Consider the following 8,000-nt stretch of genomic DNA (forward strand, 5'->3'; position numbering starts at 1 on the left):
CTTGATTCGTGATCGATCTGAAGGGCTGGATCAACCCGCCGAACGTGCCCGACGGCCCTCCGTTGGATCCGCGAGAACGACGAGCGATCAAAATCGAGATCGTCATCGTTCTGCTGGTGACGTTCGGCCTCAGCGGCGCGAGCAGCATCCTCTCGCTCGTGGAAGACGCCCTGCTCGCGGGCAGTCTGTCCGACCGATCGGTAGCGCTGAACACGTCGAACTCCTCCCTCGGTGTCATCGATCTGCTGTACCAGGTACTGCGCATCCTGCGACTGTGCGCGTGGGGAGCCCTCGGTCTGTACCTACTGTGGCGCGCCGGGCTGGGACCGAGGCTCGTCGGGCTCGCGACACCGAAGCTCGGCAAGGACCTGCTCGCCGGCATCGGGCTCGCCGCGCTGATCGGCCTGCCAGGCCTGGTGTTCTACCTCGTCGGAAACGCCGTCGGACTCAATCTCACCGTTGTCCCCAGCACGATCGACGACACCTGGTGGCGCATTCCAGCCCTCGTGGCCTTCGCCTTCGCCAACTCCGGCGCCGAGGAGATACTCGTCGTCGCCTACCTCATCTCCCGATTGCGAAAGCTCGGACTCGGCGAGAACTCCTCACTGCTGCTCTCCGCCCTGCTCCGCGGCTCGTACCACCTCTATCAGGGCCTCGGAGCCGGCGTCGGGAACTTTCTGATGGGCCTGGTGTTCGGACGGTTCTGGCAGAAGACCAACCGTCTGTGGCCACTGCTCGTCGCCCACGCCCTCATCGACATCGTCGCTTTCGTCGGCTACGCCCTCCTCCGCGACCATCTCTCCTGGCTACCCTAGATTTGTAGGTACATTCGACGGGTGAACGACGACGACCGCAGAAGACGAGGCACCCCGCCACAGGGTCCACCTGCTGCGCCTCGAAACCCTGGGCGTCGTACACCCCCGCCCGGCTACCGGCCTCCGCCGCCGGCCGGCTCTCAGCCCCCGCCCGGTCATCGTCAGCCGCCGCCTCCGGTCGATCGCCGGCCACCTCCCGCCGGCGGCCGACCACACGACGGCTACCGGCCGCCCCCTCCCGGCCCTCGCCCGCCGCTCCCACCGCGGCAGGAGGGCACTCAGATCATTCGACGCGACGGCCGGCCGGACTCGCACCGGCCACCGGCATCGCAGCAGGCGTGGTCGCAGGCACCCGAGCCGGGAGTCGTATCCCGCGACCGCACCGCCGGATACCGCCCGACCGAGCAGTACCCGCCTCGTGACAGAGCCGATCGCTACGACGGCGATCACGCGCCGCGGCAGACTCCCCGGCCGTACGTCGAGGAACCTCCACGCCGCCGGACTCCGCCGCCCCCGCAGCGGGCCCTGCGCCGCCCCGAGCCCGCGAAGCCTCCTCGGGTTCGCAAGAAACGGCACTGGGGTCGACGCTTCGGCCTGACGTTCCTGGTGCTGCTTCTGATCGTCGGCGGACTGGTCTACTACGTCGACAGCTCGCTCACCCGGGTCGACGCGCTCACCAGCTACGACGGGCGCATCGCGGACACACCGGGAACCAACTGGCTGCTCGTCGGCTCGGACTCTCGAACCGGCTTGACGCCCGAGCAGGAGGCCTCGCTGTCGACGGGTGGCGAGACCGGCCCGTCGCGCACGGACACGATCATTCTCATCCACATTCCCGAGGGTGGTGGCGCCACGACAATGGTCAGCCTCCCGCGTGACTCGTACGTGTCCATTCCCGGTTACGGCCAGGACAAGCTGAATGCGGCATTCGCGTTCGAAGGCGCGCCTCTGCTGGTCCAGACGGTGGAAGGCGCGACGGGTCTGCGCATCGACCATTACGCCGAGATCGGTTTCGGTGGCTTCGCGGGGATCGTCGACGCTGTCGGCGGCGTCGACGTCTGCCTGCAGAACGCGATTTCCGATCCCCTCGCCGGGATCGACCTGCCCGCCGGATGCCAGGAGCTGGCCGGATCGGACGCTCTCGGATTCGTTCGCACCCGCGCGACCGCGCTCGCCGACATCGACCGCATGAACAATCAGCGCCAGTTCATGTCCGCCCTGCTGGACAAGGCGACGAGTCCGTCGACATTCCTCAACCCGTTCCGTCTGTGGCCGCTGGTCAAGGACGCCGCCGGATCCCTCAGCGTCGACGACGGCGATCACATCTGGAATCTCGGCTCGCTCGCCTGGGCCATGCGCGGAGACCTCGTCACGACGACGGTGCCCGTCGCTGGATTCGAGAACACCGACGTCGGCAACGTCCTGTTGTGGGATTCCGACCGCGCCTCGCAGTTCTTCGGACTGCTGGCCGACGACCAGCAGATCCCGGAGGACCTCAGGACGTCCGGGCCCTGACGCAGGAGTGGAGCCTGCGGAACGACCGGGGCGGTGCCGCAGGAGTGGAGCCTGCGGAACGACCGGGGTCGAGCAACCCCCAGCGGTAATCTGGGGTGCATGACTTCGAGCGACGGCAGCAACGCTTTTCACGACCTTCTCCGCGCTCAGGTGCGTCACGAGTTCACGGCGTCGCAGCAGTACATCGCGATTGCGGTGTGGTTCGAGACCAACGATCTCCCCCAGCTCGCGGCGAGGTTCTACGCGCAGGCGGCCGAAGAGCGCGGGCATGCCCTGATGATCGTGCAGTACCTCATCGACCGGAAGGTGAAGGTCGGAATCTCCGGGATCGGCGACGTCGTCGACGAGTTCGACCGGGTCGCCCAGCCTGTCGAGTTGGCGCTTGCCCAGGAGAAACAGGTGACCGAGCAGATCACGGCCCTTGCGCGCACGGCACGGGACAACGGTGACTACATCGGCGAGCAGTTCATGCAGTGGTTCCTGCAGGAGCAGGTCGAGGAAGTGGCCAGCATGAGGAGCCTGCTGAACATCGTGCACCGGGCAGGCAATCAACTGTTCGACGTCGAGACGTACGTTGCGAGGGAGACCGCCGCGCGAGTGAACCGCACCACAAACGCCCCCAAACAGGCCGGCGCAGTATGACTTTTTCGCTGGTCATAGTCAAGAATTAGGGCCCTCTTATTTAGGCAACCTTGACCTCAATAAGGGTGAACTTGGGTGACAATAGCCTCTGACCTGCATATTCTCTTCACCATGAGCGCAGACGTCAAAGAAACCAACCATTCCAAATTCCACGCACTCCTCCGCGATCAGATCCGGAACGAGTTCAACGCTTCGCATCAGTACATCGCCACCGCGGTCTACTTCGCCAACACCGACCTGCCGCAGTTGGCCAAGCACTTCTACGCGCAGGCCGTCGAAGAGCGCAACCACGCGATGATGATCGTCCAGTACTTCCTGGACCGCGACATCACCGTCGAGCTCACCGGAGTCGACGGCGCCAAGTCCGTCTTCACCGACGCCCGCGAGCCGATCGCTCTGGCCCTGGCCCAGGAAGAGACCGTCACCGAGCAGATCATCGCGCTCGCGAGCACCGCACGCGAAGAGGGCGATTACCTCGGCGAGCAGTTCATGCAGTGGTTCCTCAAGGAGCAGGTCGAGGAAGTTGCGAGCATGAAGACGCTGCTCAACGTCGCGGACCGTGCCGGACACAACCTGTTCGACCTCGAGCAGTTCGTTGCTCGTGAGTACAGCAACACTGTCCCCTCGGACAGCGGTGCACCTCAGGCTGCCGGCGGCGCCATCTAAGTCGCGCGTCCCGCGCTCGTGAGTGGAAATGTGTCCTGGGGGACACATTTCCACTCACAACGGATCACCTCAGCGTCACCTGACGCCCGCGCAGTCCGTCGCGCGACCGCCGCTGCTCCGAGGTCAGCGGCGCATCCACAGCCAGAGCCTCGGCAAGCTTGTTTCCGAACCGAACGGTGGGCGCGGCCCATTCCGTCGGGTGCATCTCCGGATCCAGATCGAACACCGGCACGAGCAGCCCGTGCGTCCGGAACGAACCGGCGTACCGCGAGCCCTCGCCGAGCGTCAGATCACCGGCAGCGTGCAGACGCGCCAACGCGAGCATCAGATCGTCCTCGCTCTCCGGACGAACCCACCGAAGATGCGCTTTGTCGCCCGCATCGACCCACCACGCAGCAGTCAGGCCCTCACCTTCGAGGCGAGCCGACGGCATGATGGCCCCATTCGCACGCTCCACCGTCGCCGCGACGTCGGCAGCAGGCTCAGCGCCCTCGGGAAGCCACCAGTTGAAATCCTGATGCACCGTGATGTCGAGTTCCAGCGTCGGATCCAGCACCTCCGACAGCGCAGGAGTGTTGCCGTCCGGCCCCGCGGACTCCAACGACTCACCCGGCTGCGCGATGGACGCCCACGACAATGCACTGGACAGATCAGCAGCGACATTCGGCGAATGCACCTGAACCTGCAGGCCCGCAAAGCCCCGCACGTCGCCGCTCTCCTCACGCACCAGCGCCGCAACCGCACCGGGCAACACCGTCGCCACCGTCAGCGTGCGACCGTCGACCACAACCGGGGCCGTCGCCGACGGAACGAACTCCCGCATCGCAACGAGATCGCACTCGGCCCGCACACCATGGAACGGCCGCACCGGCGCCGCGGACAGGTTCTCCCGCTCGGCCGCGCGCTGAGCAAGCTTCGCTGCGCGGTTACTGTCCTGCTTCGGACCACTGTTTCTTTTGCTCTTACCCACGCCCGAAACCTACAGGGTCACCCCACCTGCACGTCCAGCAAGCCCAAAGCTCCAGCTCACTCCGCAGGCTCCGCTCCTGCCTTACCGAGTCACTCCGCAGGCTCCGCTCCTGCCTTACCGAGTCACTCCGCAGGCTCCGCTCCTGCCAACCAAGCACGGGTGCGCGCTGGGTTGTTGGTGGCGATCCACCCGACGCCCAGTTCACGGCACAGGTCGACGTCGGCCTTGTCGTCGACGGTCCACACGTACGTCGCGCGGCCCGACGCCGCCGCGCGGTCGACGATCGACGGGTGCTCGCGCAGGCTTTTGATCGACGGTCCGACTGCCGTGGCTCCGACGGTGGTGGCGGCGCCTCCCCCGAGGTAGTGCGACGAGTCGCCGAGGAGAACTGTCGGCAGCATCGGCGCGGCTCGTCTGATTCGCCAGACAGCGGTGGCCGCGAAGGACATGATCACTGCGCGCGAATGGTCGGCGGACGCAGGTTGGCCGATGCCGAAGCGGTGCAGCTCCGCCAGCACCTTGCTCTCGATGAGCGACCCGTAGCGCACCGGATGCTTGGTTTCGATGAACAGCTTCGTCGGTTTGGACGTCCAGTCCAGCACCAGCTGAATCAGGTCGCTGAGTGTCAGCAGATCGGCGGGCTCGGCGCCGTCGCCGTAGTCGTAGCCTTTGAGGGTGTCGTAGTCCAGCTCGCTGACGATTCCGGTACCGGAGGACGTGCGGTCGATTCTCCGGTCGTGCACGCACACGATGTGGCCGTCGCGGGTCAGCCGAACATCGCACTCGAGGCCGTCGGCTCCGTCGCGTAGCGCAAGGTCGTAGGCAGCCAGCGTGTGCTCTTTCTTCTCCGCCGACGCTCCGCGATGCGCAACGACGAACGGTCCGCGACGATCTCCGCTCACGACGCCGCCGCCTTCTCCGTCTCGGTGACCGAACGTGACGTTCGGTCACTCTGAGTGACCGAACGGTTCATTCGGTCCGGGAGGGGGGCGTCGGCGACGGTTTCACGTGGAACCGACATGACCCATCGCGTCGGCGAGGGTTTGTGGGTGCCGCGCCAGCCGAGGCCGTCGATGCTGTGGAGGAGGTGGACGGTCCACAGGGCGGTGAGGACGCCCACCAGGGCGACGATGGCGGAGAGCAGTACGCCGTCGGCCTGTGCTTGGAGGGAGTCGCGCAGCCGCCAGAGGGATGCGGCGACGACGAGTGCCCAGTTCAGGACCCACAGTCCCCACCAGATGCGGATGTCACGGACCAGGCGTGGCTTGTCGACGCCGGCTTTGGCGTCGGCCAGCTCGGTGAGAAAGACTCCGGGGAGTGCGAGAGACAGCACCGGAACGAGTGTTCCGACGAAGAGGGTGCGCGACGAGCGTGGGTCACGTGTTCCGGCTCTCTCGAAGAAGATTCGTCGTCGATCCACCAACCAGCATGCGGAGCCGACGGCGGCGGCGATTCCGATGACGATCGACGCGGTCTCGGCGAACAGCACCACCGCGTCGGACGTCACGAGCGTCGTCTGCCCGACGAGGCGTGTGCGGTTGTACAGCAGGATTCCGTACCGAAACAGCTCCGCTGCTGCGGCGAGGCCGAGTAGCGATGCGGCGAGCACCAGCAGACCGGGTGCAGCGCCTGCCCAGCGTCGAAGTCGCGGTTCCCGTTCCTGGACGTTCGATACGGGCTGGTCGATCAGACCCCAGCGCGGGATCTCGTCGTACTTCGGTATCGCGGTGCGGCGTGGATGCGACGAGCCGGCCGGCCGCGAGGTCTTGTTCCGCGGCTTCTTGGCGACCCAGCGGAAGTTGCGGGTTCCGGTTGCGGGCGCTTGCGCCGACACCGGGGACAGCAGCACGCCGTGGCAGCGCGGACACCACACCGCCGGTCGCGTTCCGACGGGCCACCGCGTCGCGCAGCGGGCACAGACCTGAAATGCGGACACTAGACGATTCTCGCCTCGGCGCCGTCGTCGCGCACGAGTGGACGGCCTGCGTGCTGCCACGCCGACATGCCGCCGTCGACGTTGGTGGCTTCGTATCCGATCTGCGCGAGGTATTCGACGACGCGGAGCGAGCGCCCCCCGGCCTTGCACACGACGTACAAGTCGGCGTCGGCGTCGATCTCGCCGATGCGGGACGGCACTTCGGCCATCGGAATGTGCACGGCACCGGGAGCGTGGCCCTGCTGCCATTCCTCGTTCTCGCGGACGTCGAGCAGAATCACCGACTCGCTCAGCGCGGTGGGCAGCTGGGCGACGGTCACTGAGGGCAGATCCGGAGCAGACACAAAACGATCTTGTCACGCAATCCGCCGGCCCTGCCACCCGTTCCCTGTGGATAGAGCAAGGAAGTTATCCACACTATCCACAGACCGATCCACAGAAACCGGGCATCTGCCGGTTTCATCCACAGGCGCGGAGCGCTCCCGGCTCGATTCCCTAGACTCGAATCCATGGCCGCAATCGAACTTCGAATCTTCACCGAACCTCAGCAAGGCGCCACCTACGACGATCTTCTTCGCGTCGCCCAGACCGCTGAAAGTCTGGGCTACGGCGCGTTTTTCCGCTCCGATCACTATCTGGCGATGAACTCCGACGGCCTACCCGGTCCGACGGACGCGTGGATCACGCTCGCCGGAATTGCTCGCGAGACGAAGACGATCCGCCTCGGCACTCTCGTCACGTCGGCCACCTTCCGTTATCCCGGCCCACTGGCCATCAGCGTCGCGCAGGTCGACGCAATGAGCGGGGGCCGCGTCGATTTCGGTCTCGGCGCAGGCTGGTTCGAGGAGGAGCACACGGCGTACGGCATTCCGTTCCCACCGCTGGGAGAGCGTTTCGACAAGCTCGAGGAGTCCCTGGCCGTGATCACCGGACTATGGGAGACCCCCGTCGGCGAGACGTTCTCGTACGACGGTAAGCACTACCCCATCGTCGACTCACCTGCGCTTCCCAAGCCGGCGCAGTCCCCGCGGCCCCCGATCCTGATCGGCGGTGGCGGCAAGAAGCGCACCCCGGCACTGGCTGCGAAGTACGCCGACGAGTTCAACATTCCGTTCGCCTCGCTCGAGGCCACCGGAACGCAGTTCGATCGAGTGCGGGCCGCGGCGTCCGAGACCGGACGCGAGCTGGCGTATTCGAGCGCGCTCGTGCTGTGCTGCGGCAAGTCCGAGGAGGAGATCGCCCGCCGCGCTGCCGCGATCGGTCGTGACGTGTCCGAGCTGCGGGAGAACGGTGCGGCCGGTTCCCCCGCAGAACTGGTGGACAAACTCGGACGCTACGGCGAGCTCGGAGCATCCCGGGTGTACCTGCAGGTCCTCGACCTGGCCGACCTGGACCATCTGGAACTGGTGGCGTCGGAGGTCATGCCTCAGCTCTGATACGTCGGCCCCGGCTCGCC

At 66.2% G+C, this 8,000-nt stretch carries 9 protein-coding genes; 5 read left to right on the plus strand and 4 right to left on the minus strand.

Annotated features, from left to right (window positions below; all coding sequences use genetic code 11):
* The first annotated feature begins 8 nt into the window (after positions 1-8).
* From BH95_RS18145 to BH95_RS18160, 4 genes are all read left to right on the plus strand, one after another.
* Positions 9-815 (plus strand): CPBP family intramembrane glutamic endopeptidase, encoded by an 807-nt coding sequence (locus tag BH95_RS18145; protein ID WP_019667083.1) that lies wholly within the window; start codon positions 9-11, stop codon positions 813-815.
* 21 nt (positions 816-836) lie between these two features.
* Positions 837-2,330 (plus strand): LCP family protein, encoded by a 1,494-nt coding sequence (locus BH95_RS18150; protein WP_371828325.1) that lies wholly within the window; start codon positions 837-839, stop codon positions 2,328-2,330.
* A gap of 99 nt (positions 2,331-2,429) precedes the next feature.
* Entirely contained in the window at positions 2,430-2,972 is a 543-nt protein-coding gene (locus BH95_RS18155; protein WP_019667081.1) for a ferritin, read from the plus strand.
* Between the two features lie 111 nt (positions 2,973-3,083).
* Positions 3,084-3,638, plus strand: coding sequence for a ferritin (locus tag BH95_RS18160; RefSeq protein ID WP_019667080.1), 555 nt, complete (start codon positions 3,084-3,086; stop codon positions 3,636-3,638).
* A 64-nt stretch (positions 3,639-3,702) separates the two neighbouring features.
* Here the strand turns inward: BH95_RS18160 and BH95_RS18165 are convergent, their stop codons facing one another.
* From BH95_RS18165 to BH95_RS18180, 4 genes are all read right to left on the minus strand, one after another.
* Positions 3,703-4,608 (minus strand): DUF5926 family protein, encoded by a 906-nt coding sequence (locus BH95_RS18165; protein ID WP_026348127.1) that lies wholly within the window; start codon positions 4,606-4,608, stop codon positions 3,703-3,705.
* 122 nt (positions 4,609-4,730) lie between these two features.
* Positions 4,731-5,510: a glycerophosphodiester phosphodiesterase gene (locus BH95_RS18170; RefSeq protein ID WP_019667078.1), complete on the minus strand. Its 780-nt coding sequence runs from the start codon at positions 5,508-5,510 to the stop codon at positions 4,731-4,733.
* Positions 5,507-6,544 carry a DUF4328 domain-containing protein gene (locus BH95_RS18175; RefSeq protein ID WP_208601179.1) on the minus strand — a complete coding sequence of 346 codons (1,038 nt, stop codon included), beginning with the start codon at positions 6,542-6,544 and terminating at the stop codon, positions 5,507-5,509. The genes BH95_RS18170 and BH95_RS18175 overlap by 4 nt, the downstream gene beginning before the upstream one ends.
* Complete coding sequence (locus BH95_RS18180; RefSeq protein ID WP_037183388.1) at positions 6,544-6,864, minus strand: rhodanese-like domain-containing protein; 321 nt, start codon at positions 6,862-6,864, stop codon at positions 6,544-6,546. Before BH95_RS18180 ends, BH95_RS18175 begins: the two co-directional genes overlap by 1 nt.
* 198 nt (positions 6,865-7,062) lie before the next feature.
* Between BH95_RS18180 and BH95_RS18185 the strand changes: the two genes are divergently transcribed.
* Positions 7,063-7,980, plus strand: a complete 918-nt coding sequence (locus BH95_RS18185) for an LLM class F420-dependent oxidoreductase (RefSeq protein WP_179275182.1) — start codon at positions 7,063-7,065, stop codon at positions 7,978-7,980.
* Positions 7,981-8,000 lie beyond the last annotated feature (20 nt).

It is taken from the genome of Rhodococcoides fascians A44A, assembly GCF_000760735.1.
In the GTDB taxonomy this organism is placed as follows: domain Bacteria; phylum Actinomycetota; class Actinomycetes; order Mycobacteriales; family Mycobacteriaceae; genus Rhodococcoides; species Rhodococcoides fascians_E.

Coding starts and splice junctions, on each gene's coding strand:
- BH95_RS18160 (WP_019667080.1), top strand. CDS start 3,084: ATGAGCGCAGACGTCAAAGAAACCAACCATTCCAAATTCCACGCACTC.
- BH95_RS18155 (WP_019667081.1), top strand. CDS start 2,430: ATGACTTCGAGCGACGGCAGCAACGCTTTTCACGACCTTCTCCGCGCT.